Annotated in this window: 27 protein-coding genes and 1 pseudogene; 12 read left to right on the forward strand and 16 right to left on the reverse strand. The window is 73.0% G+C overall.

Translation table 11 applies throughout. The features are described 5' to 3' along the window. Positions 1-175 precede the first annotated feature (175 nt). Together dtd and ACQP0T_RS08485 are read right to left on the reverse strand one after the other, a co-directional pair. Entirely contained in the window at positions 176-601 is a 426-nt protein-coding gene (dtd, locus tag ACQP0T_RS08480) for a D-aminoacyl-tRNA deacylase (RefSeq protein ID WP_433873633.1), read from the reverse strand. After that, on the reverse strand, positions 598-2,109 hold the full coding sequence (locus ACQP0T_RS08485) for a DUF7059 domain-containing protein (protein WP_433872065.1): 1,512 nt from the start codon (positions 2,107-2,109) through the stop codon (positions 598-600). The genes dtd and ACQP0T_RS08485 overlap by 4 nt, the downstream gene beginning before the upstream one ends. A 111-nt stretch (positions 2,110-2,220) precedes the next feature. Here ACQP0T_RS08485 and ACQP0T_RS08490 point away from each other — a divergent pair, with 111 nt between their 5' ends. Continuing rightward, the gene (locus tag ACQP0T_RS08490) at positions 2,221-2,733 is read left to right on the forward strand and encodes a GNAT family N-acetyltransferase (protein WP_433872066.1); all 513 of its coding nucleotides are present in this window, start codon (positions 2,221-2,223) and stop codon (positions 2,731-2,733) included. On the opposite strand, the gene ACQP0T_RS08495 is transcribed toward ACQP0T_RS08490, so the two are convergent. Both ACQP0T_RS08495 and ACQP0T_RS08500 read right to left on the reverse strand, forming a co-directional pair. Further along, positions 2,712-3,326: an SRPBCC family protein gene (locus ACQP0T_RS08495; protein WP_433872067.1), complete on the reverse strand. Its 615-nt coding sequence runs from the start codon at positions 3,324-3,326 to the stop codon at positions 2,712-2,714. The two genes, ACQP0T_RS08490 and ACQP0T_RS08495, sit on opposite strands and share 22 nt — an antisense overlap. Then, positions 3,319-3,672: an ArsR/SmtB family transcription factor gene (locus ACQP0T_RS08500; RefSeq protein ID WP_345365325.1), complete on the reverse strand. Its 354-nt coding sequence runs from the start codon at positions 3,670-3,672 to the stop codon at positions 3,319-3,321. Before ACQP0T_RS08500 ends, ACQP0T_RS08495 begins: the two co-directional genes overlap by 8 nt. 187 nt (positions 3,673-3,859) lie before the next feature. Between ACQP0T_RS08500 and ACQP0T_RS08505 the strand changes: the two genes are divergently transcribed. Next, positions 3,860-4,429 carry an HhH-GPD-type base excision DNA repair protein gene (locus ACQP0T_RS08505; protein WP_433872068.1) on the forward strand — a complete coding sequence of 190 codons (570 nt, stop codon included), beginning with the start codon at positions 3,860-3,862 and terminating at the stop codon, positions 4,427-4,429. Between the two features lie 19 nt (positions 4,430-4,448). Here the strand turns inward: ACQP0T_RS08505 and ACQP0T_RS08510 are convergent, their stop codons facing one another. The 4 genes from ACQP0T_RS08510 to ACQP0T_RS08525 all read right to left on the reverse strand — a co-directional run bounded on the left by ACQP0T_RS08510 (position 4,449) and on the right by ACQP0T_RS08525 (position 6,411). Continuing rightward, complete coding sequence (locus ACQP0T_RS08510; protein WP_433872069.1) at positions 4,449-4,580, reverse strand: hypothetical protein; 132 nt, start codon at positions 4,578-4,580, stop codon at positions 4,449-4,451. Beyond that, positions 4,580-4,999, reverse strand: a complete 420-nt coding sequence (locus ACQP0T_RS08515; protein WP_345365331.1) for a hypothetical protein — start codon at positions 4,997-4,999, stop codon at positions 4,580-4,582. The genes ACQP0T_RS08510 and ACQP0T_RS08515 overlap by 1 nt, the downstream gene beginning before the upstream one ends. A gap of 91 nt (positions 5,000-5,090) precedes the next feature. Further along, the gene (locus ACQP0T_RS08520; RefSeq protein ID WP_345365333.1) at positions 5,091-5,702 is read right to left on the reverse strand and encodes a TetR/AcrR family transcriptional regulator; all 612 of its coding nucleotides are present in this window, start codon (positions 5,700-5,702) and stop codon (positions 5,091-5,093) included. A gap of 37 nt (positions 5,703-5,739) precedes the next feature. Further along, positions 5,740-6,411, reverse strand: coding sequence for a lysophospholipid acyltransferase family protein (locus ACQP0T_RS08525; protein WP_433872070.1), 672 nt, complete (start codon positions 6,409-6,411; stop codon positions 5,740-5,742). Between the two features lie 122 nt (positions 6,412-6,533). Between ACQP0T_RS08525 and ACQP0T_RS08530 the strand changes: the two genes are divergently transcribed. Both ACQP0T_RS08530 and ACQP0T_RS08535 read left to right on the forward strand, forming a co-directional pair. Continuing rightward, entirely contained in the window at positions 6,534-6,881 is a 348-nt protein-coding gene (locus ACQP0T_RS08530) for a DUF3099 domain-containing protein (RefSeq protein WP_433872071.1), read from the forward strand. Positions 6,882-6,933: 52 nt separating this feature from the next. After that, a pseudogene (locus ACQP0T_RS08535) lies at positions 6,934-7,178 on the forward strand (DUF3039 domain-containing protein). 52 nt (positions 7,179-7,230) lie between these two features. Here ACQP0T_RS08535 and ACQP0T_RS08540 read toward each other — a convergent pair. After that, positions 7,231-8,307 (reverse strand): YihY/virulence factor BrkB family protein, encoded by a 1,077-nt coding sequence (locus ACQP0T_RS08540; protein WP_433872072.1) that lies wholly within the window; start codon positions 8,305-8,307, stop codon positions 7,231-7,233. 225 nt (positions 8,308-8,532) lie between these two features. On the opposite strand from ACQP0T_RS08540, the gene ACQP0T_RS08545 reads away from it, so the two are divergent. Beyond that, positions 8,533-10,278: a DEAD/DEAH box helicase gene (locus tag ACQP0T_RS08545; protein WP_433873635.1), complete on the forward strand. Its 1,746-nt coding sequence runs from the start codon at positions 8,533-8,535 to the stop codon at positions 10,276-10,278. A 30-nt stretch (positions 10,279-10,308) separates the two neighbouring features. Beyond that, positions 10,309-11,541 carry a cysteine desulfurase-like protein gene (locus ACQP0T_RS08550; RefSeq protein WP_433872073.1) on the forward strand — a complete coding sequence of 411 codons (1,233 nt, stop codon included), beginning with the start codon at positions 10,309-10,311 and terminating at the stop codon, positions 11,539-11,541. 105 nt (positions 11,542-11,646) lie between these two features. On the opposite strand, the gene ACQP0T_RS08555 is transcribed toward ACQP0T_RS08550, so the two are convergent. The 3 genes from ACQP0T_RS08555 to ppgK all read right to left on the reverse strand — a co-directional run bounded on the left by ACQP0T_RS08555 (position 11,647) and on the right by ppgK (position 14,701). After that, a complete protein-coding gene (locus ACQP0T_RS08555) occupies positions 11,647-11,844 on the reverse strand; it encodes a DUF7455 domain-containing protein (protein ID WP_433872074.1) in 198 nt (65 codons plus the stop codon). Between the two features lie 462 nt (positions 11,845-12,306). Beyond that, complete coding sequence (locus ACQP0T_RS08560; protein ID WP_433872075.1) at positions 12,307-13,701, reverse strand: RNA polymerase sigma factor; 1,395 nt, start codon at positions 13,699-13,701, stop codon at positions 12,307-12,309. A gap of 238 nt (positions 13,702-13,939) precedes the next feature. After that, positions 13,940-14,701: a polyphosphate--glucose phosphotransferase gene (gene ppgK / locus ACQP0T_RS08565; RefSeq protein ID WP_433872076.1), complete on the reverse strand. Its 762-nt coding sequence runs from the start codon at positions 14,699-14,701 to the stop codon at positions 13,940-13,942. Positions 14,702-14,794: 93 nt separating this feature from the next. On the opposite strand from ppgK, the gene ACQP0T_RS08570 reads away from it, so the two are divergent. Then, positions 14,795-15,595, forward strand: coding sequence for an inositol monophosphatase family protein (locus ACQP0T_RS08570; protein WP_433872077.1), 801 nt, complete (start codon positions 14,795-14,797; stop codon positions 15,593-15,595). A gap of 97 nt (positions 15,596-15,692) precedes the next feature. Here the strand turns inward: ACQP0T_RS08570 and cei are convergent, their stop codons facing one another. Further along, positions 15,693-16,442, reverse strand: coding sequence for an envelope integrity protein Cei (gene cei / locus ACQP0T_RS08575; protein ID WP_433872078.1), 750 nt, complete (start codon positions 16,440-16,442; stop codon positions 15,693-15,695). Between the two features lie 449 nt (positions 16,443-16,891). Between cei and ACQP0T_RS08580 the strand changes: the two genes are divergently transcribed. Next, the gene (locus tag ACQP0T_RS08580) at positions 16,892-17,191 is read left to right on the forward strand and encodes a DUF4193 domain-containing protein (protein ID WP_345367836.1); all 300 of its coding nucleotides are present in this window, start codon (positions 16,892-16,894) and stop codon (positions 17,189-17,191) included. 111 nt (positions 17,192-17,302) lie between these two features. Here ACQP0T_RS08580 and ACQP0T_RS08585 read toward each other — a convergent pair whose 3' ends face one another. Further along, positions 17,303-17,809 carry a DUF3093 domain-containing protein gene (locus ACQP0T_RS08585; protein ID WP_433872079.1) on the reverse strand — a complete coding sequence of 169 codons (507 nt, stop codon included), beginning with the start codon at positions 17,807-17,809 and terminating at the stop codon, positions 17,303-17,305. Positions 17,810-17,833: 24 nt separating this feature from the next. Here ACQP0T_RS08585 and dut point away from each other — a divergent pair, with 24 nt between their 5' ends. The 4 genes from dut (at position 17,834) to ACQP0T_RS08605 (ending at position 20,392) form a co-directional block, all read left to right on the forward strand. Continuing rightward, positions 17,834-18,328 (forward strand): dUTP diphosphatase, encoded by a 495-nt coding sequence (gene dut / locus ACQP0T_RS08590; RefSeq protein WP_345367838.1) that lies wholly within the window; start codon positions 17,834-17,836, stop codon positions 18,326-18,328. A 3-nt stretch (positions 18,329-18,331) separates the two neighbouring features. Further along, complete coding sequence (locus ACQP0T_RS08595) at positions 18,332-18,973, forward strand: DUF3710 domain-containing protein (protein ID WP_433872080.1); 642 nt, start codon at positions 18,332-18,334, stop codon at positions 18,971-18,973. Positions 18,974-19,193: 220 nt separating this feature from the next. Further along, positions 19,194-19,568: an OB-fold nucleic acid binding domain-containing protein gene (locus tag ACQP0T_RS08600; RefSeq protein ID WP_345367840.1), complete on the forward strand. Its 375-nt coding sequence runs from the start codon at positions 19,194-19,196 to the stop codon at positions 19,566-19,568. Then, positions 19,565-20,392 carry a DUF3159 domain-containing protein gene (locus tag ACQP0T_RS08605; protein WP_433872081.1) on the forward strand — a complete coding sequence of 276 codons (828 nt, stop codon included), beginning with the start codon at positions 19,565-19,567 and terminating at the stop codon, positions 20,390-20,392. The genes ACQP0T_RS08600 and ACQP0T_RS08605 overlap by 4 nt, the downstream gene beginning before the upstream one ends. A 17-nt stretch (positions 20,393-20,409) precedes the next feature. Here the strand turns inward: ACQP0T_RS08605 and ACQP0T_RS08610 are convergent, their stop codons facing one another. Beyond that, positions 20,410-21,078 (reverse strand): potassium channel family protein, encoded by a 669-nt coding sequence (locus ACQP0T_RS08610; RefSeq protein ID WP_345367841.1) that lies wholly within the window; start codon positions 21,076-21,078, stop codon positions 20,410-20,412. After that, complete coding sequence (locus tag ACQP0T_RS08615) at positions 21,078-21,743, reverse strand: potassium channel family protein (protein ID WP_433873636.1); 666 nt, start codon at positions 21,741-21,743, stop codon at positions 21,078-21,080. The genes ACQP0T_RS08610 and ACQP0T_RS08615 overlap by 1 nt, the downstream gene beginning before the upstream one ends. Positions 21,744-21,906: the final 163 nt, after the last annotated feature.

Genomic DNA, 21,906 nt, shown 5'->3' on the forward strand with positions numbered 1-21,906 from the left:
CCCTCCTACCGGGTGGAGTACCCACCTGGGCGGAGGACCTGGCGCCGAAGCTTCGTTACTGGGAAAACGACTCGTGCTCCGAATTCGTTCCCGCTCTCGGCGACTGGTGGACGTCATGGCGGTCACATCGGTTGCGCGCCAAAGCCTGAGGTTTTCCTGAGAGCCCTCGTTACTTTTAAACCTCAACCAAAAGTGTGAATGGACCGTCGTTCACGCTCTCGATCGACATCATCGCCCCGAACACCCCGGTGGCCACCTCCGCGCCCCGCCGCCGCAGCTCCGCGACCACCGCGTCGACCAGGGGTTCGGCCTGCTCGGGCCGGGCCGCCTCGGTCCAGGACGGGCGCCGCCCGCGCTTGGTCGAGCCGTAGAGCGTGAACTGGCTGACCACCAGCAGCGGTGCGCCGGTGGTCGCGCACGACTCCTCGTCGCGCAGCACCCGCAACTCGTGCAGTTTCCGCGCCATTGCGACGGCTTCGCCGGAACCATCGGAATGCGTCACGCCCAAAAGCACCAGCAGCCCCGGTTCCGCGATCGAACCGACCTCGGTGCCCTCGACGCTCACCGAGGCCCGCGTGACCCGCGTGGCGACCGCCCTCATCGCTGCTCCCGCCATTCCGCGGGAAGCACCATTCCGTGCCGGATCAGTTCGCGGAACACCGGCAGCGCGGAACGGGTCAGCTCGGCGGGGCCCAGCCCGCCGCCCAGCGCGAGCAGCTCCAGCAGGTCGCCCAGCGGCAGAGCGCCCCGGCAGCCCGCCAGCAGCCGCGCGCCCAGCTCGTCGACCTCGTGCTGCCAGCCCGGCCCGTCGGTGCGGTGCAGCCGGTGCACGATCGGCCGCCAGCCCTCGTCGCCGGGTTCGGAGACCTGCTCCAGCACCGCGTGCTCGGCGGTGGTCAGCCGGGCCGCGAGCAGGCCCTCGTCCGAGCCGTGCGCGCGCAGCCAGTCGACGCGGCGCAACCACTCGTCGGACTCCGGTCCCAGCGGGTCGTCGTAGGCGTGCCGGAGGTCCTCGCACACCACGTCCCCCTGCGCCGCGTCGGTGCGGCGCAGCGTGACGAAGCCGAAGCCGACGCCCTCCACCCCGTTGGCGGCGAACCAGTCCAGCCACTCGTTCGCCTTGCGCACGCCCTCCGGGGAGCGCGGGTCGTACCCGGCGTCGCGCAGCCAGGTCCCCACGTAGAGCACCGGGTCGGCGATGTCGCGCTGGACGAACCAGGCGTCCACCCCGCCCGGTGGCAGCCACCCGGCGACCCGCTCGCGCCAGTCCTCGCCGCGCCGGTGCACCCAGGACGCCAGGAGCTGACCGGTACCGCCCGGTTCGAGGAAGGACGGGAGCTGGCGGACCACCAGGGCGCTCGCGTCGTCCCCGGCGAGCCCGGAGTCGCGATAGGTGAAGTCGGTGCGCGGCGGCCCGACCACGAACGGCGGGTTGCACACGACCTGGTCGAAGCGGCGGCCCTGGACCGGCTCGAACCACTCGCCCGCGGCGAGCTCCGCCTCGACCCGGTTCAACCGGAACGTCGCCCCGGCCAGCGCCAGGGCCCGCTCCGAGACGTCGGTGGCGGTGATCCGACGGGCGTGGGCGCTGCCGTGCAGCGCCTGCACCCCGCAGCCGGTGCCCAGGTCGAGCAGCGAGCCGACCGGGCGGCGCGAGGTGGCCCGCACCAGGCTCAGCGAGGCGTGTCCGACGCCGAGCACGTGGTCGGGCGCCACCGGGTGGCCGCCGCGCAGGTCGGAGTCCAGGTCCGAGACGACCCACCACGAGTCGTCCCCGGCGCCGTGCGGGCGGACGTCGAGCCCGGGGCGCAGCGCGTCGCCGTCGGCCACGACGATCCCGGCGGCCCGCGCCTCGTCGAGCGGCAGCGGGGCCAGCGCGGCCTCGACGGCGCCGCGCGGCTGGGGCTCGCCGAGCAGGAACAACCGGACGAGCGTGCCGAGCGCGCCCGCGTCGGCGGTGGCCCGGTGGGCGGGGACCGGCTCGCCGCGCCCCAGGGCGGCGTGGGCTTCCGGTCCGAGCAGGTCGAGGACGCCGTCGGCGTCGTAGCGGGCCGCCTGGAACGCGTCGCGGAGCCGGTCGATGCGGTCCGCGGAGAGGTCGGGAATCACGCCGACGATCCTCACACGGGGCCGCTGACGTGCGGGGACCGGCTGGTCGGCAGGGTGCCCGACCGGATATTCGCTCGAACGCCGCGCGGGGCGCGTGGCATCGTCGCGCCCGTGGACCACGTGCTGGAACTGCGGGCGGTGCGCGCGGCGGACGAGGTGGCGTTCCGGGCGGCGCAGCGGGAGCTGGCGGCCGAGGACTTCGACTTCGGCCCCGGCCTGACGCCCGACATGCCCTGGGACGAGTGCGTGGCCGTGCTGGCCCCCGGCGCCCCGCCCCTGCTGCCCGGATTCGTGCCCGGGACGTTCCTGCTGGCGGTCGTCGACGGCGAGATCGCGGGCGGCTTGTCGGTCCGGCACGAGCTCAACGACCACCTGCGCCGGATCGGCGGGCACATCGGCTACGCCGTGCTGCGGCGGTTCCGACGGCGCGGGTACGGCACCGAACTGCTGCGGCGGGGCCTCCGGATCGCCCGCGATCACGGCGTCGAGCGGGTGCTGGTGACCTGCGCCGAGGGCAACGCGGCGTCGGCGGCCGTGATCGAGCGCTGCGGCGGTCGGCTGGAATCGGTGGCGCCCTGCGGCGATGCCTCGCCGCGCCGCCGCTACTGGGTCGAGCCGGTGTAGAAGGCGGCGGTGCGCTCGGCCGCGGCCCGCGCCCGCTCCGGGCCCGCACCGGCGGCGATGTCGGCCTCGCCCCACCGCGCGCTGCTGAGCCGCATGAACCGGAGGCCGGGCTCGGTCGCCGCCCACTCCTCCTCGGGCTGGATCTGCTCACCGGCCAGGTGCAGGCCCAGGTTCAGCAGCCCGATGTCCCAGCCGACCCCGGCGGCGCCCGGCCCGAACTCCGCCCAGTGCTCGTCGTCGGGCACCGAGTGCTCGAGTTCGAGGCGGGTCCGCCCGCCCTCCTCGGTGCTCAACCGGAGTTCGATCCGGCTCGTCCCGCCGCCGAACTCCCAGGTCGCGGTGAAGCCGCGCGGCGGGTCGCAGCGCTCGACGGTCCCGCTCGCGCCGCCCTCCAACCGGTACTGCCCGCCGGTGCGCAGATCGCCGGAGACGGGGAGGAACCACCGGGCGAGCCGGTCGGGTTCGGTGCACGCCGACCACACGTCGGCGATCGCGGCGTCGTAGGTGCGGGTGAGGGCGATGGTGCGCCCGCCGTGCGCGCCGGTGCCGACCCGGCGGTGCAGGGCGTCGACGAGCTGCGCGGTGTCAGTCATGGTGGTCCTCTTCTTTCGCGGTGGTGCGGCCCCGGTTGCCGCGGGCCAGTTCGGTGGCCAGCGCGTCGAGCCGCTGGTCCCAGAACCGGCGGAAGCGCTCCAGCCACGTGTCGATCTCGTGCAGCGGTGCGGCGTCGACCGCGTAGAGCCGACGGGTGCCCGCCGCCCGGACCGTGGTGAAGCCGTGTTCGCGCAGCACGCGGAGGTGCTGCGACACCGCGGGCTGGGAGATCCCGAACTCCTCCCGCACGGTCGCGGTGATCGCCCCGGACGTCCGCTCGCCCTCGGCGAGCAGCTCCAGGATGCGGCGGCGCACCGGGTCGCCGAGCACGTCGAAGGCATGCACCCGCCGAGTATGGCAGCGTCGGCTTATATAAGTCAAAGCTGATCATTCGCGGCGCGAGGTTCCGCCGCCGACGCCGCCACCTCCGGCCGAGCTCGACGAGCGGGCGTTGCGCTCCCGCGCTGGCAAGGCCGCCGTGCCCCGGGAGCGGGCCGTGCCCGGCGGTGCGGCCCCGTGCCAGGATGACCTCATGTCCACCGCCCTGCGCCTGACCGGCGACCCCGAGGCCGACGAGCTGCTCAGCGAAGACCCGTTCGCCCTGATGACCGGGCTCCTCCTCGACCAGCAGTTCCCGATGGAGCACGCGTTCGCCGGGCCGAGGAAGATCGCGGACCGGATGGACGGGTTCAGCATCACCAGGATCGCCGAATCCGACCTCGACGGGTTCGTGGAGCTGTGCGTGCAGCCGCCCGCCATCCACCGCTACGGCGCCTCGATGGCGCGCCGGGTGCACGCGCTCGCGGGCTACGTGCTGGAGCACTACGACGGCCGGGCCGACGAGATCTGGAAGTCCGGCGACCCGGACGGCGAGGAGCTGCTCCGCCGGGTGAAGGCGCTGCCCGGGTACGGCGACCAGAAGGCGCGGATCTTCGTCGCCCTGCTCGGCAAGCAGCTCGGCATCACCCCGGACGGCTGGCGCGATGCCGCCGGGGCCTACGGCGAGGAGGGCTCGCGCCGCTCGATCGCCGACGTCACCGGTCCGGACAGCCTCGCCGAGGTGCGCGCGTTCAAGAAGGCGGCCAAGGCGGCGAAGAAGTAGCGCCCGGCCGGGTGGCGCGCTAGCAACCCCGCGGGCAGACCCACCGGTCGCTGCCCTGCACCGGGATCATCGGTCCGTGGCAGACCGGGCAGGTCTGGTCGAGCGGCGCGACGATCTCCGCGGCGAGGCGGTGGTGGTCGCGGACAGGCATCAACTCTCCTGGTCTTCGCGTGGGTGGGTCACCGCGCACTGCCGCGCGGTGACCGCTTCCACCCGCAGGTGCAGTCTGTCGCCCTCGCGGGGAAAGTCGTAGCGGAGGCTGTCGCCCCGGCTGAGGACGACGTGGTCCGCCTGGGAATCGTGTTCCCGGTGCCCGTCGTCCCCCAGTATTCCGACGCCGCCGTGCGGACCCTGTGCTCCGACCAGGCGAACCTCCACGGGGAGGGCGTGCGCGGCGGTCATCTCCGACACCCAGTCGCTCGCCGCGTCCGGGGTGAGCAGGACCTTGGCGGGCGGGAGCCGCAGCAGCTCCGCCCGGGACCGCGGGGCCCACCACGGGTCGCCGCGGTCGATCTCGACGTAGCCGTGCCAGTGCACGCCCAGGACCCGCCACAGGTCCGGATCGAACATCATTCCCCCGGGGGCTCGGGATGCGGGACGGCAACGCAGTTGATCTTGGACCATCCCCTCCCGGGCGTCCGCACGCGGGGGTGGGCGGGAGTCAGCCGAGGGCGTCGGCTTCCAGGAGGGCGAGGGCGTAGCGCGCGTGCTGCTCGGCGAGGGCCTTCCTGGACAGCCGACCGCGCGGCCGGTACCAGGTGGCCACCGAGGAGCACATCGCCACGATGGCCCGCGCCGCGTCGTGCGGGTGCGGGGTGCCGAACTCGCCGGAGGCCGCGCCGTCGGCGACGATCCGCGCCACGGTGGCCAGCACCGCGTCGCGGGCCCGGACCACCCGGGTGCGCTGCTCGCCCACCAGGTAGCGGACCTCGCTGAGCGCCACCAGCGCGGCGAGCTGGTGCTCGGTGCTGAAGCCGATGTGGGCGCGCACCACCGCGTCCAGCCGTTCGGTGGCGCTCCCGCCCGCCGCGGCGTCCCGGACGCGGCTGAGCTGCTCGTCCCCGGCGCGCTGGAGCAGCTCGGCGAGCAGGTGGCCCTTGGACGGGAAGTAGTTGTAGAGGTTCGACAGGCTGGTCCCGGCGCTGTGCGCGACCTCCCGCATGGACGTGCCGTTGAAGCCCTTCGCGGCGAACGCCTCCAGCGCGGCGCGCAGGATCGCCGCCTCGTGGCCCCGGCCGGTGTCGCGGATCAGGCCGGACGCGCGCCTTCGCATGAGGGGGAGGCTAGGGGACCGGCCGCCGCTCCGGCGATCAGGCCGCGGCGGCGCCGGGGCGTTGGTACCGGTCGACGTACTCCTGCTCGGAGAGCTCCGCGATGGCGTACATGATCTCGTCGGTGATCGAGCGCAGCACCGGCAACGAGTTCTCCATCCCGCTGTAGCGGGTGAAGTGCAGCGGATCGCCGAAGCGCACCGAGAACGGGTGCGGCCGGGGCAGCTTCGCGCCGCGCGGCTGGAGCTTGTCGGTGCCGGTCAGGGCGACCGGGACCACCGGGGCGCCGGTGCTCAGCGCCAGCCGTGCCACGCCGGTCCGGCCCCGGTAGAGCCTGCCGTCGGGGGAGCGGGTGCCCTCCGGGTGGATGCCGAACGCACCGCCGTCGCGCAGCACCTGCTCGGCCGCGTTCAGCGCCTCCATCGCGGCCCGACCCTTGCCCCGGTCCACCGGGATGGCGCCCAGCGAGGTGAACAGCCAGCGGCTGAACCGCCCGCCCGGTCCGGTGCCGCGGAAGTACTCGGCCTTGGCGAGGAAGGCCACCGGGCGCGGCAGCACCAGCGGCACGATGAAGCTGTCCAGCACCGCCAGGTGGTTCGGCGCCAGGATCACCGGGCCGGATGCCGGGACCTTGTCGGCGTCGATGATGGTGGGCCGGTAGATCGTCCGGGCGAGCGTGCCCAGGACCCGCTTGCTCACCGTGTACAACATGTCCGCCTCCCGCGACGCCGTCCACCCGAATCTAACCCGGCCGGGTTTCGGCGCTGCGCCCAGTCGGCGAACTCGGTGAATCGGCGTCCCCGCACTGACGGCACGCCCGACCGGGTGGCACCATGGTGCCGGTCTGGAGGTGGTTGTCCGTGCACCATCGCGACGACTCCCCGGTGCTGATCACCGAGGCCCGGCCGTCCTACGACGACGAGCAGGCGGCTCGCCGGCGCAAGTACCTCATCATGATGTCCAGCCGCATCCCGTGCCTGGTCGGCGGCGTGCTCATCTACCAGTTCTGGCAGCTCTGGTGGCTCGCGCTGCTGATCATCGCGATCTCGGTGCCGCTGCCCTGGATGGCCGTGCTCGTCGCCAACGACCGCCCGGCCCGCAAGAAGGAGGACGCGCACCGGTTCCGCCGGTCCCCGCGGAGCCTCGAGACCGGCGGCAACCGGGTCGTGGAGAGCAGCTGACCCGCCCGCGACCTCGGGGACAACAGCCCCGGTCGTGGGGCATCATGGACCCATGAGCACGACGACGCTGCCGGAGACCGACACCCGGACCGAGACCACTGACCAGACCAGTGACGACCGTCCGGACATGTTCCACTACGTGCAGAAGGACAAGATCGCCGAGAGCGCGGTCACGGGCACCCACGTGGTGGCGTTGTGCGGGAGGTCTTCCCCGTGACGAAGTCGCCGAAGCCGGGTTCGCCGGTCTGCCCGGACTGCAAGGAGGTCTTCAACTCGCTGCCGCCCGGCGGCGAGTGAGCGCCTGCGGGGCGGTGCCGGGCAGCCCGCCGCCGCCCCGCCGGAATCGCGATCAGCCCTGGCCCTGCCCAGGTTCCTGCTGCGCGCCCGAGTCCTGCGCGCCCGGGTCGCGGTCCCGCCGCTCCCGCCACGCCAGGTAGCCCTCCTCGGTGTGCATCCGCTGGTCCAGCCTGGCCAGCTCCAGCCTGCGCCACTTCCGGCGCTCCCGCCGCGTCATCCGGGCCGGCCACATCTCCTGGATGGTGTGGTTGAAGTGGGCGCCGATGATGACCGCCAAGCCGATGAAGAACGCGAACAGCAGAAACGCGATCGGCGTGGCCAACGCGCCGTAGGTGTAACCGGTGCTGGTCACCCAGGTGATGTAGAGCCGCAGGCCGATGCTGGAGCACAGGAACACCGCCATCGCCAGCAGCGCGCCCGGCAGCCCCCGGTGCCACGGCAGCTTCCTGGGCACCGTCACCCGGTACAGCGTGGCCAGCGCCAGCACCAGCAGCAGGCCGGTCGCCGGGTAGTAGAACAGCCCGACGAGCCGGGCGATGTCGTCCTGGAACTCCGCCGGGAAGATCGTCGGCAGCCACTCCGGTCCCAGCGCCAGCACCGGCAACCCGAACACCGCGAGCACCAGCGACACCAGGTACAGCAGCAGGGCGAACACGCGCTGCCACACCGCGTTGCGCACCAGGTACTGGTCGTAGGCGAGGGTGATCGAGTCCACCAGCGAAGCCAGCGCCGAGGACCCCGCCCACAGCGACAGCACGAAGCCCACCGACACGATCTCGGATTGGCCCTTGGTGAGGATGTCGGCGACCGTCGGCGCGATGATCTGGTCCACCACGCTGGGGGTGAACACCGAGCGCGAGAAGCTCACGATCTTGCTCTGCACCACGTCGACCAGGTCCGGGCCGAACCAGTCGCCGAGGAAGCCGAGGCTGCCCAGCAGCGCCAGCAGCAGCGGCGGGAGCGACAACGTCTGCCAGAACGCGGCCGAGGCCGATTCCGAGAAGATGTTGTCCCACCACGCCTTGTACACGGTGCGGCCGACCAAGCGCAGCGGGCCCCGGCGCACCGGCGGGGCCGGGCGGACCGGGGCGACCGGCGGTCGGCCGGGGTCGGGACTGGGTGGGTGCATGTCGTGCACCAGGATGCTGCATCCGGGGCCACCTCGAACGCCGACCCGGCCGAATCGACCCCGACCGCGCTGAGCCGGGGTGTCGCGATGCTCTCAGCGCGGCCGGGCCTGCCCGGTCGCGGCGCGCGTCGCGGGTAGGCTGCTCGACGGTCCGCAGCGGAGAACGCACGAAAGGAGCGGCGAGCCGGCGTGTCCGAAGCGCAACTCGACCACCCCGTCCGATCCGTGCTCACCGATCCGTCGCAGCCCGCGTCCCGCCCACTCCGCGCGTGGCAGCGCCGGGCGCTGGCCAAGTACCTGTCGACCAAGCCGCAGGACTTCCTCGCGGTCGCGACGCCGGGTGCGGGCAAGACCACGTTCGGGCTGCGGGTGGCCGCCGAACTGCTCGCCGACCGCACCGTCGAGGCCGTCACCGTGGTCGCCCCCACCGAGCACCTCAAGCACCAGTGGTCGCTGGCCGCCGCGGGCGCGGGCATCGCGCTGGACCCGGACTTCCGCAACGGCGACGGGATCACCTCCAGCGACTACCAGGGCGTGGTGCTCACCTACGCGCAGGTCGCCGCGCACCCGACGCTGCACCGGGTCCGCACCGAGCGGCGCAAGACCCTGGTGATCCTCGACGAGGTCCACCACGCCGGCGATGCCAAGTCCTGGGGCGACGCGATCCGCGAGGCGTTCACCCCGGCGGTGCGCAGGCTCTCGCTCACCGGCACCCCGTTCCGCAGCGACGACTCGCCGATCCCGTTCATCAACTACGAGCCCGACGCCGACGGCGCGCAGCGCAGCCGCCCCGACCACTCCTACGGCTACACCGACGCGCTCCAGGACGGCGTCGTCCGCCCGGTGCTGTTCCTGGCCTACTCCGGGGAGGCCCGGTGGCGCACCAGCGCGGGCGACGAGTTCAGCGCCCGCCTGGGCGAGCCGCTCACCGCCGAGCAGACCGCGCGGGCCTGGCGCACCGCGCTGGACCCCTCGGGGGACTGGCTGCCCGCGGTGCTCCAGGCCGCCGACACCCGCCTGACGCAGCTCCGCCGAGGCGGGATGCCGGACGCGGGCGGTCTGGTCATCGCCACCGACCACGTCAGCGCCAAGGCCTACGCCAAGACCTTGCAGCGGATCACCGGTGCCGAGCCGGTCGTGGTGCTCTCCGACGACCCCAAGGCCTCCGGCCGGATCGCCGAGTTCGCCGAGTCCGACGAGCGGTGGATGATCGCGGTCCGGATGGTCAGCGAGGGCGTCGACGTCCCCCGGCTGGCGGTGGGCGTCTACGCCACGAGCGCCTCGACGCCGCTGTTCTTCGCCCAGGCCATCGGCCGCTTCGTCCGGTCCCGGCGACCCGGCGAGACCGCCAGCATCTTCCTGCCCAGCGTCCCGGTGCTGCTCGGCCTGGCCAGCGAGCTGGAGGCCGAGCGGGACCACGTCCTCGGCAAGCCGCACCGGGAGAGGGACGGCTGGGACGACGAGCTGCTGGCGCAGGCCAACGCGACCCGCGACGAGCCCGGCGAGGAGGAGAAGGCGTTCACCTCGCTGGGCGCCGACGCCGAGCTGGACCAGGTCATCTACGACGGCTCCTCGTTCGGCACCGCGGCGTTCAGCACCACCGAGGAGGAGCAGGACTACCTGGGCCTGCCGGGGCTGCTCGAACCCGACCAGGTCCGGGCCCTGCTGCGGCAGCGGCAGGAGGAGCAGCTCGACGTCGTCGCCAAGCGGGAGACCGAGGCCAAGTCGGCGAAGGCCGAGGAGCAGGCCCGGGAGCAGGCGCAGCGCGCCTCCCGGCCGCAGAACGTCCAGGAACAGCTCCGCAAGCTCCGCAAGGAGCTGAACACGCTGGTGGCGCTGCACCACCACCGCACCCGGAAACCGCACGGCAAGATCTACAACGAGCTCCAGCGCAGCTGCGGTGGTCCGCCGACCGCGATGGCCACCGTGGAGCAGCTGGAGGAGCGCATCGCCACGCTGCGCTCCTGGTGATGCACCGCCGCTGTTCCTAGGCTGCTCCGCATGGCATACGACGTGGAGCGGATCCGGGCGGGCTACCCCGCGCTCGCCGACGGCCGGGCCTGGCTGGACGCCGGTGGCGGCACGCAGGTCCCGGAAGCGGTGATCGAGGCGATCGGGGACGCCCACCGGGGCGGCCTGTCGAACCTGGGCGGCGATCACCGGGCCAGCAGGCGCTCGGGCGGGATCGTCGCCGAGGCGCGGGCGGCGGTGGCCGACCTGGTCGGCGCGCCGGACCCGGCCGGGGTGGTGTTCGGTCCGAGCTCGACCGCCCTGACCTACCGGTTCGCCGAGGTGCTCGCGGACGGCTGGAATCCCGGTGACGAGGTCGTGGTGACCCAGCTCGACCACGACGCGAACGTGCGCCCGTGGGTCGCGGTCGCGCGGCGCGCCGGGGCGGTGCTGCGGATGGCCGAGGTCGATCCGGTCACCGGTGAGCTGCCCGCCGAACGGGTCGCCGAACTCATCGGGGAGCGCACCCGGCTGGTCGCCGTGACCGCCGCGTCGAACCTCATCGGCACCGTGCCGGACCTGGCGAGCATCACCCGGCGGGCCCGCGCGGCGGGCGCGGTGTCGTTCGTCGACGGGGTGCAGCACTGCCCGCACGAGCACGTCCGGCTCGCCGAGCTCGGCGCCGACTTCTACGCCACCAGCGCCTACAAGTGGGCCGGTCCGCACCTGGCCGCCGTCGTGGCGGCCGATCCGGGCGCGCTGGAGGACCTGCACCCGGACAAGCTCGCGCCGTCCCCGGACACCGTCCCCGAGCGCTTCGAGCTGGGCACCCAGCCCTTCGCCGCGCTGGCCGGGCTGGTCGCCGCCGTCGAGCACCTGGCGGACCTGGACGACGCGGCCACCGGCACCCGCGCGCAGCGCCTCGCCGTGTCCCGGCGCGCCGTCCGCGAGCACGAGGACGCGCTGTCCGCGCGGCTGTTCGACGGGCTCGCCGAGCTGGGCGGGGTGGTGCGGCACGGTGCGCCCCGCGGCCGGGTCACCCCGACCGCGTGCTTCAGCGTCGACGGGTACACCCCGGCGGGGCTGGCGGGCGAGCTGGCCGCGCGCGGTCTGAACGTCTCCAGCGGCCATTCCTACGCCTGGGAGCTCGTGCACGCGCTCGGGCTCGGTCCGGCGGGAGCGGTGCGCGCGAGCCTGGCCCACTACAGCCTGCGGCAGGACGTGGACCGGCTGCTGGCGGCGCTGGCCGAGCTGACCCCGGCGAACCGGCCCGGACACCGCTGAGCGGCGGTCCCGGGCCGGGCACCACCTGGACCCGGCATCACCTGGACCCGGATGCCACGAAGCCCCCGGGAGGAACTCGTCCTCCCGGGGGCTCCGCTCGTCGGCTTACTGCACCTCGTGCTGTTCGTCCTGCTGGAGGTCGGCTTCCATCTCCCGGAGTCCGGCCTCGTAGGCGCGGGCGTGGTGCCCGCAGAACAGCAGCTCGCCACCGGACGGCAGTACGGCGCGAAGCTTGGCAGCGGCCCCGCAGCGGTCGCAGCGGTCGGCGGCGGTCAGCTCGGGGCGGGTGAGCGTTCCCGGCATCGTGATCTCCCTCCGTCCCGGCGTCGGGCATTCCTCCCGACGCCCTCGATCCTGCTACGACCACCGGTGGCCCACTGGCTGCGGGGTCGGTGCTCGTTGCTACCCACTCTTCCAGACGCATGAGCTCCAGTCAGTGTTCCCGCGGCGGGTCGCGACGGGCGTCACGGTGAAGCACCCGGTTGCAGCAACCGTCCCAACGCTCGGTGAACATCGCGCTTCGCGAGGCCCTGACGAGGGAAAACACTCTCACGTCAGCCATCCGAAGTGGATTCTCAGCGGCCCTTCCGGTGGTTCGGATCACAAGATCGCCGTGATCTCGGGCCGGTCGATTCCGCTGCGGGCGAACACTCCGCACCCCGGCAACGGGGAAGTTCCCCGGAAGCACCGACCCCCACGGGAACGCCGAAGGGGGCTGCCGTCGACCCGCGGGTCGACGGCAGCCCCCTTCGGCGGAGCTCCGCCTCAGTCCAGGTAGTCGCGCAGCACCTGGGACCGGGACGGGTGGCGCAGCTTCGACATGGTCTTCGACTCGATCTGCCGGATGCGCTCCCGGGTGACCCCGTAGACCTGCCCGATCTCGTCCAGCGTCCGCGGCTGGCCGTCGGTGAGGCCGAACCGGAGGCGGACCACACCGGCCTCGCGCTCGGAGAGCGTGGCGAGCACCGACTGGAGCTGGTCCTGCAGCAGCGTGAACGACACGGCGTCGACCGCGACGACCGCCTCGGAGTCCTCGATGAAGTCGCCGAGCTGGCTGTCGCCCTCGTCGCCGATGGTCTGGTCCAGCGAGATCGGCTCCCGGGCGTACTGCTGGATCTCCAGCACCTTCTCCGGGGTGATGTCCATCTCCTTGGCGAGCTCCTCGGGCGTGGGCTCGCGGCCCAGGTCCTGGAGCAGCTCGCGCTGGATGCGGCCGAGCTTGTTGATCACCTCGACCATGTGGACCGGTATACGGATGGTCCGCGCCTGGTCCGCCATCGCCCGGGTGATGGCCTGCCGGATCCACCAGGTCGCGTAGGTGGAGAACTTGTAGCCCTTGGTGTAGTCGAACTTCTCCACCGCGCGGATGAGGCCGAGGTTGCCCTCCTGGATCAGGTCCAGGAACGCCATGCCGCGGCCGGTGTAGCGCTTGGCCAGGCTGACCACCAGGCGGAGGTTGGCCTCGAGCAGGTGGTTCTTGGCGCGCTCGCCGTCGCGCACGATCCAGCGCAGGTCGCGCCGCATCTGCGTGGTGAGCTGCTCACCGGCCTCCTCGACCTGGCGCACCCGCTCCGCGGCGTAGAGACCTGCCTCGATCCGCTTGGCGAGCTCGACCTCCTCCTCGGCGTTGAGCAGGGCGACCTTGCCGATCTGCTTCAGGTACGCCCGCACCGAGTCCGCGGAGGCGGTGAGCTCGGCGTCCTTGCGCGCCTGGCGGAGGGCCTCGGACTCCTCCTCGTCCCAGACGAAGTCGCCGGACTCCTTGCTCTCCTCGTCCGGGACCGGCTCCTCCGGGATCTCCACCTCGACGTCGGCGAGGTCGCCGACATCGGGGGAGGTCAGGTCGGTCTCGATCGGTTCGTCGATCTCCAGGCTCTCGCCGTTGCCCTTGGCGGTCTTGGCCGGCTTCTTCGCCGGAGCCGACTTGGCGCCCTTCTTGGCCGTCGTCTTCGGCGCGGCCTTGCGGGCGGTCGACTTCGTGCCGGCCGTGCTCTTGGCGGTGCTCTGGGGAGCGGTCGTCGGTGTGTTCGACTCGACGGCTTCGGCCTGCTCCGCGCCGGTGGCGGCCTGCGCCGCGTCGGTCTGGGCCGACGGGGACTGGGCACCGCCAGTGGTAGCAGCGGAGCTGGAGCGTCGGGTTGCGGTTTCTGCGGCTGCCACGTACGCCCTTTCGCGACGGTCGATCAGGGCAGGCCGGAGGGCGCGAAACCTCGGCCGCCAAAGGTCGGGGACAACCCACCCGTCGAAACCTCCCGCGAACTCGAGAGAACCGCTGGTCGGCTCCCAGGTGGAGGTGTCGGCTCAAGTGGGCCGTGTTCCATTGTAACTGCGTTGAGCGAGTGCGGTTCCGCTGCAAGGCGGACTCCGCACCCGTTCCGGTGTGCTAGCCCCGGGGAATTCAGCCGTTGAGGCTGGTGGCGGCGGCCGTGGCGGCCCCGACGATCCCCGCGTCGTTCTTCAGCTCGGCCGCCACGACCGGGGTGCGCGTGTCGAGCAGCGGGATCCACTTGTGAGCCTTCTTGCTCACCCCGCCGCCCGCGATGAGCAGGTCCGGCCACAGGAACCGCTCCAGCGCGCGCACGTACCGGCTCACCCGGGGCGCCCATTCGGGGTACGACAGGTCGAGGGTGTCCTTGACCGATGCCGCGGCTTCGGTCTCGGCGTCCTTCCCGTCGACCTCGATGTGCCCGAACTCGGTATTGGGCACCAGCGCGCCATCGACGAACATCGCGCTGCCGATCCCGGTGCCGAAGGTCAGCACCACGACCAGGCCCTTGTGCCCGGCGCCCGCGCCGGAGCGCATCTCGGCGATGCCCGCCGCGTCGGCGTCGTTGAGCACCACGACCTCGTCCCGCCGCAGACCGAGGCGCTCGGCGAACAGCGCCTGCGCGTCGGTGCCGATCCACCCCTTGTCGACGTTGGCCGCCGTGCGGGCCTCACCGTCCTTGACGACGCACGGCAGGGTGATGCCCACCGGTCCGGTCCAGGAGAACTTCTCGACGATCTCGGCGACCACGTCGGCCACCGCATCGGGCGTCGAGGGCTGCGGTGTGGGCACGCGCATCCTCTCTTCGGCGAGAACGCCCCCGTCGATGTCGACGGGGCATCCCTTGATGCCGGAACCGCCGATGTCGACGCCGAAACCGCGGGCACTACCCATGGCTGACCCTTCCTATTCGATTCAGACCAAGGTGTGCAGACCTTAACCGCGTTGTGTTGCGATGTGCGTGTGGGATCCGGAAATGAAGTCGATGTGGAAACGTTGCGCGAGGTCGCGGTGCGGATCGCCGGGGAGGCGGCAGACCTCGCGCGCACCGTTCGTGCCGAGTCGGTCACCGGGCGTGCGGTGGACACGAAGAGCACCGAGACCGATGTGGTGACCCAGGGCGACCGCGCGGTCGAGCGGCTGGTGCGGGAACGGCTCGCCGAACTGCGCCCGGGCGAGTCGGTGCTCGGCGAGGAGGAGGGCGGGGCCGCCGCCCTCGAAGGCCTGCGCTGGGTCGTCGACCCGATCGACGGCACCGTCAACTACCTCTACGGCTACCCGTGGTACTCGGTGTCGCTGGCCGCCCAGGTCGACGGCCGTTCGGTGGCGGGCGCGGTGGTCGAACCGGCGACCGGGCGGACGTGGAGCGCGGCGGCCGGGCGCGGAGCCCTCGTCGACGGGCAGCCGCTGCGGGTCACCGGCGCGCAGCGGCTCGACCTCGCGCTGATCGGCACCGGGTTCGCCTACGCCGCCGAGCGCCGGTCCGCCCAGGCCGCGGTGGTCGCCCGGCTGCTCGGGCAGGTGCGCGACCTCCGCCGCAGCGGCGTGGCCTCGCTGGACCTGTGCGCGGTCGCGGCGGGGTGGCTGGACGGCTTCTACGAGGTGGGCCTGAACCGCTGGGACTGGGCCGCCGGAGCGCTCGTCGCCGCCGAGGCGGGTGCCGCGCTGCGGCTGCCGGGTCCCGACTTCGCCGACGGCCTCGGCGACGGGATGCTGGTGTGCGCCGCACCGGGCGTCAACCGGGAGCTGACCGAGGCGTTGCAGGCCGCGGACGCCGGCGCCGTCTGAGCGCGGGTGGCACCGCTCCGCCGGGGGCGGACGCCCGCACGACGAGGCGGGCTCCGGGGTGCGGAACCCCGGAGCCCGCCTCATCGTCGGTGCGGCCTCAGCAGTGCACGTCGCGGGCCTTGGTCATCAGCTCGTCGCTGATCCGCGGCGGCGTGACCTCCCGCTGGGCCGCGTCGGCCTCATCGCGCTCGGGGACCCAGTTCTCCAGCTCCTGGAGCACCTGCTTGGCCTCCTGGGTGGTTTTGATGTCGTCGAAGCGGGCACCCAGGGCCAGGTCGACGCTCGCACCCTCGCGGTCGTCCCGCACGAGCTGGGCGCACGGCACGACCAGGCTCAGCGTGCGCGCCGCGCTCACCCCGGCGCCGCCGAAGCGGATCTGCCCGTGGCAGTCGAGGTCGTAGTTGACGTACACCGGGTCGTTGGCGGCGTCACCGCCCTTGGCGAAGCCGAGGTTGGCGAGCTCGCTGCTCACCAGCGTGGCCTGGTTGCTCTCCCCGTTGCCGTTGAGCACCCGAACCTGGACGTCCGCGGGCGGGATCGGGTGGGCGTCGTCGAGGGCCTTGCGGGGCAGCATCTGGCCGAGCGCGGCGGGCTGGGTCGGCTCCTCGCCGGGGGCGGGCGGCGCGGTCGGCGCGCCGGGCGGGTTGCAGGTCGTCGCGGTCTCGATGTCCTCGACCGCGCCGAACACCTGCGTCCACAGCAGCACGGAGGCCACCACGAGCGTGGCGAGCAGCACGAGCGCGGGCACCGGCCGCCGTCGGCGGTACCGTGGGCCGCGCCGTCCCCACCTTGCACTCACCGCAGACACGTCTTGGCCCTCCCTGGATGATCCGACCCGTGTGCGCACCGGGTTCCGCTCGTCCCTAGATCAGCGTAGGCGCTGCCCGGTCGCCGCGCGGTGCCGGACGGCCGGTCGTGTCGGTACTGGTACCCGGCCGTGCCGGAACCGCCGTCCGGCGCTGCGGACCGGCGAGAACCGGCCGGTTCACCGCATCACGAGGCGCGTGGCGGGGCAACCGGATGGGAGCCGGGTAACCCGGACCGGCGGGCACGAGCCTTCCAGGCTGCCGCACGTGCCACACGTACGGGTGACCCGGTGGGTATCCGGTAGACGGATGAGCTACCCTCTCGGCGCCTCAGGGAGTGCCGGATGAGGCGAGTCGCTCGCAAACGGGGGAACTACCGCGTTCCAGGGCGAGACCACGATCACTCGTGCCCGCGGGCACAAATCCGGGTCCTGGAACGTTGACCAGCGGCACACCATTGCAATCTCCACACACGCAGGGGTGAAAAACGATGGCGACCGACTACGACGCTCCACGCCGCGAGTCCGAGGATCTGGCCGAAGACTCGCTGGAGGAGCTGAAGGCGCGGCGCAACGATGCGCAATCCGGCGTCGTCGACGAGGACGAGGGGGCTATCGCGGAGAACTTCGAGCTCCCGGGCGCCGACCTGTCCGGCGAGGAGATGACCGTCAAGGTCCTGCCCAAGCAGGCCGACGAGTTCACCTGCTCGAGCTGCTTCCTGGTGCACCACCGGAGCAGGCTGGCCGAAGAGCGCAGCGGGCGGCTCGTCTGCCGCGACTGCGCGGCGTGAGGTGACCGCCCGTCGACGGCGGGCGGCCCGTGAGGCCACCGGGCGGCAGCGGCCGGGAAGTCGCTGGGCACACGCGGGCGCGTGTGCCCAGTTGTCTTTTCCGGCCCCGGTTCACCGGGTGAGGACGTCGGCGAGCTCCGCGGGCCGGCGGGTGCTGACCACCCAGTACGGGGTCGGGTCGTCGGCATCGTTCAACCAGACCCGCACCGAGGTGCGCACCCAGGGCCGGTGCACCACGAACGCGGCCGGGTCCAGTTCCGGGCCCAGGGCGCGGCGCTGCTCGCCCGCGGTGCTGACCGGCTCGGCGTGCTCGACGAACCGCAGCGGCACGTGGGCATCGCCGACGTGCAGTTCGCCGGCCCGGACCTCGATCTTCGTCCGGCCCAGCCACAGCGGGACGAGCACCGCCAACGGGATCAGCACGGCGTAGGGCAGCCAGGCCCGCACGCCCGGGTAGCCCATGTGCACGGTGGCGGCCATCAGGGCCGCACCGACGACCGGCAACGGCCACGTCCACCAGGTCGCGTGCAGGCGTTCCCGGAATGCTCGAGGTCCCTCCGCCGTCCCCTGACCGGGGGTCGCCTCGGCGGGGGCCGTGACTTCTGCGCTTTCGGACACGGCTTCAGGGTAGTCTCGCCGCCCGTGTCGAACGTGAAGGTCCTGCTGTCCCGTCTAGACCCGGACGTCCCGCTGCCCGCCTACGCGACCCCCGGTGATGCCGGGGCGGATCTGGTGACCACCTCGGACCTGGTGCTGGAGCCAGGTGCCCGGGCGGTCGTCGGCACCGGTGTCGCCCTGGCCCTCCCGGAGGGCTACGCCGGATTCGTGCACCCGCGTTCGGGGCTGGCCGCGCGCGCGGGCCTGGGCATGGTCAACGCACCGGGCACGATCGATTCCGGGTACCGCGGTGAGATCAAGGTCTGCCTGATCAACCATGATCGGGAGGAGCCGCTGGCGTTGCGGCGGGGGGACCGGATCGCCCAGCTCGTGGTGCAGCGGGTCGAGCGCGCGGTGTTCCAGGAGGTGGACGAGCTGCCCGAGTCGCAGCGCGGCACCGGCGGATACGGATCCACCGGTGGGCACGAGGTGCTGACGGTCCCGGCCGAGGGCGGGACCGATCACAGGACGGAGGTCTGAGGGATGTTCGGATTGGGCCGTCGGCGACGCGGGGCGCAGCCCGTCGAGGACGAGGAACCGTTCGAGGCGGTGGAGCCCGGAGGCGGTCCGCACGATTCCGCCGAGGCGCCGCCGGACGACGTGGAGCGGCTCGACCTCGGTTCGGTCCGCCTGCCGGTTCCGGAGGGCGGACAGCTCCAGGTCGAGGTCGACCCGACCGGACCGGTGCGCGCGGTGCACCTGGTCACCCCGGTCGGCAGGCTGACGGTGAGCGCGTTCGCCGCCCCGCGCAGCGGCGAACTGTGGCCGGAGGTCAGCGCGGAGCTGGCCGAACAGCTCCGCAAGGACGGGGCGCGGGTGCACACCGAGCAGGGCGACTGGGGCGAGGAGCTGGTCGCCGATTCGCCGAAGGCCGCGCTGCGGTTCGTCGGCGTGGACGGCCCGCGGTGGCTGCTGCGCGGTGTCGCGGCCGGCCCGGCCGACCACGCGGCGGAGTGCACCTCGACGCTCTACGCGGTGCTCAACGAGACCGTGGTGGTGCGCGGGGACGAGCCGTTGCCGGTCCGCACCCCCTTGCCGATCGAGCTGCCCGAGGAGATCGTGCGGCACATCCAGCAGGCCCAGGCCCAGGAGGAAGGTGGCGGGCAGGCGCCTCCGCAGGCCTGAGGGGCTCGGCGGCCCGGGCCCGGCGGCGGGTCGCTGCGTACCGCGGGTGAGCCGATCCGGTGAGGTTGGCCACGTGCCGTGATCAACTCGGACATCGGTTGGCCCGTTCGTGCGGCACTTCCGAGTGAGGACGCTGGGCCCGCGACTACCGTCCCCGCTGGGGCTACGCTGGACTGGCACGGGCTGCGAGGCCGAGCCCCGACCCGCACGGGAGTGCGAGATGAGCAACACCGGCGGCTACTGGCGCCGCCTCGTCCGTCGCCTCACCAGCGACGTCGCCGAGCTCGACGCCGACGACCTCTCCGAGCGGTCGGAAGCGGGCGGCGCCCGCCACGCGTGCGACTGCCGGGGCGGTGAGGAGGCGGTGGTGCTGGGCAGGCTGCGCAGCGTGGGCCGGTCGCCGAAGGCCTCGGCGCCGACCCTGGAGGCCGAGCTCTACGACGGCACCGACGAAGTGGTGCTGGTCTGGCTCGGCCGCCGCCAGATCACCGGGATCGAACCGGGCCGGGTGATCAAGGCCCGCGGCCGCATCGCGGTCCGCGACGGCCGCAAGGTGCTGTACAACCCCTACTACGAGTTGCAGAACACCGCATGAGCGAACGCAGCACGTCGCCCGGCCACGAGCCGGCGGACCGCCCGGACCAGCCCGGGACCGACCAGACCGGCCCAGCGGGCGGGCAGCCCGGCGGGCAGCGCGACCCCGAGCAGGCCGAGCAGACCCTCCTGGAGCAGATGGGCGGGGTCAGCGGCCTGGCCTACTCCGCGGTTCCGATCGTGGTCTTCGTGCTGGTCAGCTCACTGACCAGCCTGATGCCCGCGATCTGGACGGCCATCGGGGCGGCCGTGCTCATCGCGGTGGTCCGGGTGATCCGCAAGGAGCCGCTGCAACCGGCCATCTCCGGACTCCTGGGCGTGGCGGTGTGCTGCTTCATCGCCTACCGCTCCGGGGAGACCAAGGGCTTCTTCCTGCTCGGCATCTGGACCAGCCTCGTCTACGGCGGTGTCTTCCTGGTGTCGGTGGTCGCGCGCTGGCCGCTGGTCGGGGTCGCCTGGTCGGCCCTCAACGGCCTCGGCTTCCGGTGGCGGCAGCAGCCTCGGGCGATGCGCGGTTACGACCTCGCCACGCTGGCCTGGGTGGTGGTCTTCGGCGCCAAGTGGATCGTGCAGCGCTGGCTCTACGACGCCGACCTGACGGGCTGGCTGGCCTTCGCCCGGATCGCGATGAGCTACCCGCTGACCGCGCTGGCGCTCGTGGTGACGGTGTGGGCGATCCGCCGGGCGGGCAAGGTGGCCGAGGAGCAGGCCGAGCGGGAGCGGGCCGAGGACCGCGCGGCCGAGGAACGCCTGCGCGCCGCGCACCCGGGGCCCGCGCACTCGCCGACCGGGCAGCCGCGTCCACCGGGCCCCGCCGCGGGATGACCGGCCGGGCCGGGTGCTCAGCCGGCGGGCTGGTCGTGCACGACCTCGCGCAGCCGCTGCTCGGCCTCGACCGGGGCGACGAACAGCATCTCGTCGCCGGGTTCGAGCGGGTCGTCGGCCTCCGGCACGATGACCCGGCCGCCGCGCAGGATCGTCACCAGGGCCGCCTCGGCGGGCAGCGCGAGGTCGCGGACCCGGCGTCCGGCCAGCGGGGTCGGGTCGGGCAGCGTCACCTCGACGAGGTTGGCCTGGCCCTGGCGCAGCGTCATCAGCCGCACCAGGTCGCCGACGTTGACGGCCTCCTCGACCATCGCGGCGAGCATCCGCGGGGTGGACACCGCGACGTCCACGCCCCACGCCTCGGTGAACAGCCACTCGGCCCGCGGGTCGTTGACCCGGGCCACCACCCGCCGGACCGCGAACTCGGTCTTGGCCAGCAGCGAGACCACGAGGTTGACCTTGTCGTCGCCGGTGGCCGCGATCATCACGTCGCAGGACTCCAGCCCGGCGTCCTCCAGCGAGGCCAGTTCGCAGGCGTCGGCCTGCACCCACTCGGCGTCGGCGATGGCCTTCGGCTGGTAGTTCTGGGCGCTGCGCTCGATGAGCATCACCCGGTGCCCGCCTTCGAGCAGCTCCCGGGCGATGGACTGGCCGACCGCGCCGGCGCCCGCGATGGCGACGCGCATCAGTCGTCCTCCTCGGGGGTGCGCCGGGCCGCCGCGGTGACGTCGGTGACGGTGCCGGACAGCGCGGCCACGTAGACGGTGTCGTCGGCCTGGATCATCGTCCGCCGATCGGGCAGCACCCCGTTGCCGAACCGCATCAGGAACGCCACCCGCGCGCCGGTGGCGGCCTCCAGCTCGTCGACCCGGCGGCCCACCCAGCCCTCGTGCAGCGGGAGCTGGAGCACGGCGACCGACCCCGAGGGTTCCCGCCAGTCGGTCGCCACCCCCTCGGGCAGCAGCATCCGGAGGAACCGGTCGTTCGTCCACGGCACGGTGGCCACGGTCGGGATGCCCAGCCGCTGGTAGACCTCGGCCCGCTTCGGGTCGTAGATCCGGGCGACCACGTGCTCGACGCCGAAGGTCTCCCGCGCCACCCGCGCCGAGATGATGTTGGAGTTGTCGCCGTTGCTCACGGCGGCGAAGGCGGTGGCGCCCTCGATCCCGGCTTCGACGAGCACGTCCCGGTCGAAACCGTTCCCGGTGACCCGCTGCCCGGTGAACCCCCTGCTCAACCGGTGGAAGGAAGTGGCGTCCTTGTCCACGACGGCAACGGTGTGATCGAGCCGCTGCAACGCGGAGGCGAGGGAGGCCCCGACCCGGCCGCAGCCCATGATCACGACGTGCACACCAGTCTCCTCGGCGGCTCGGCGGTCGATGTTCGACCACCTCATCAGCGTGACGGTACCCGGAGCGCCCCCGTCCGGTGGCCGGCCCGCGCTCGGTGCTCGCGGGCTGGTGCACCGTACCGGGTGAGACACCCCGTTCCGCAGGGGTGCGGCGAGGATGTGA

Origin of the sequence: Saccharopolyspora sp. CA-218241 (assembly GCF_050954615.1) — a bacterium.
GTDB classification, from domain to species: Bacteria; Actinomycetota; Actinomycetes; order Mycobacteriales; family Pseudonocardiaceae; genus Saccharopolyspora; species Saccharopolyspora cebuensis.